At 45.8% G+C, this 384-nt stretch carries 1 protein-coding gene; it reads right to left on the reverse strand.

Going from position 1 to position 384, the window contains the following annotated elements:
- A partial coding sequence (locus QTO00_RS20915; protein WP_331426415.1) for a class I SAM-dependent methyltransferase occupies nt 1-384 on the reverse strand: 384 nt, incomplete at both ends.

Below are 384 nucleotides of genomic sequence, written 5' to 3' on the forward strand. Positions count from 1 at the left end.
GATTTAATACATTTTTATGTTTCGAATTGGCTTTAACCCAATCTCGCCCATATCGCATATCTAGAAACAGACCAAAGTTCTGGTTGCGGCCAATATCGAGTTGATATTTAAGCCCTGACTCTTCAACCACAGGATGGCTATCTAACTCTCCTAGCAGTACTTCTGATGGTGCGCCTTCCGCATAGCGATGTTGGACAACAATCGCTTTTCCCTGTTTTGCACGCCACAACTGAGTTTCGGCAAGTGCACTCAACCCTTGCTTTAACTGCTGAATAAAGCTTTCATCTACCGCTTTGAACACGCTAACAATCAGCTGGCCTTGAATCCAATCACAAGTCAGCTGCTCTAGGCCTTCAAAACGGCGGCCACGGCCATGAAACAAGC

This window comes from Vibrio sp. M260118 (assembly GCF_036533755.1).
In the GTDB taxonomy this organism is placed as follows: domain Bacteria; phylum Pseudomonadota; class Gammaproteobacteria; order Enterobacterales; family Vibrionaceae; genus Vibrio.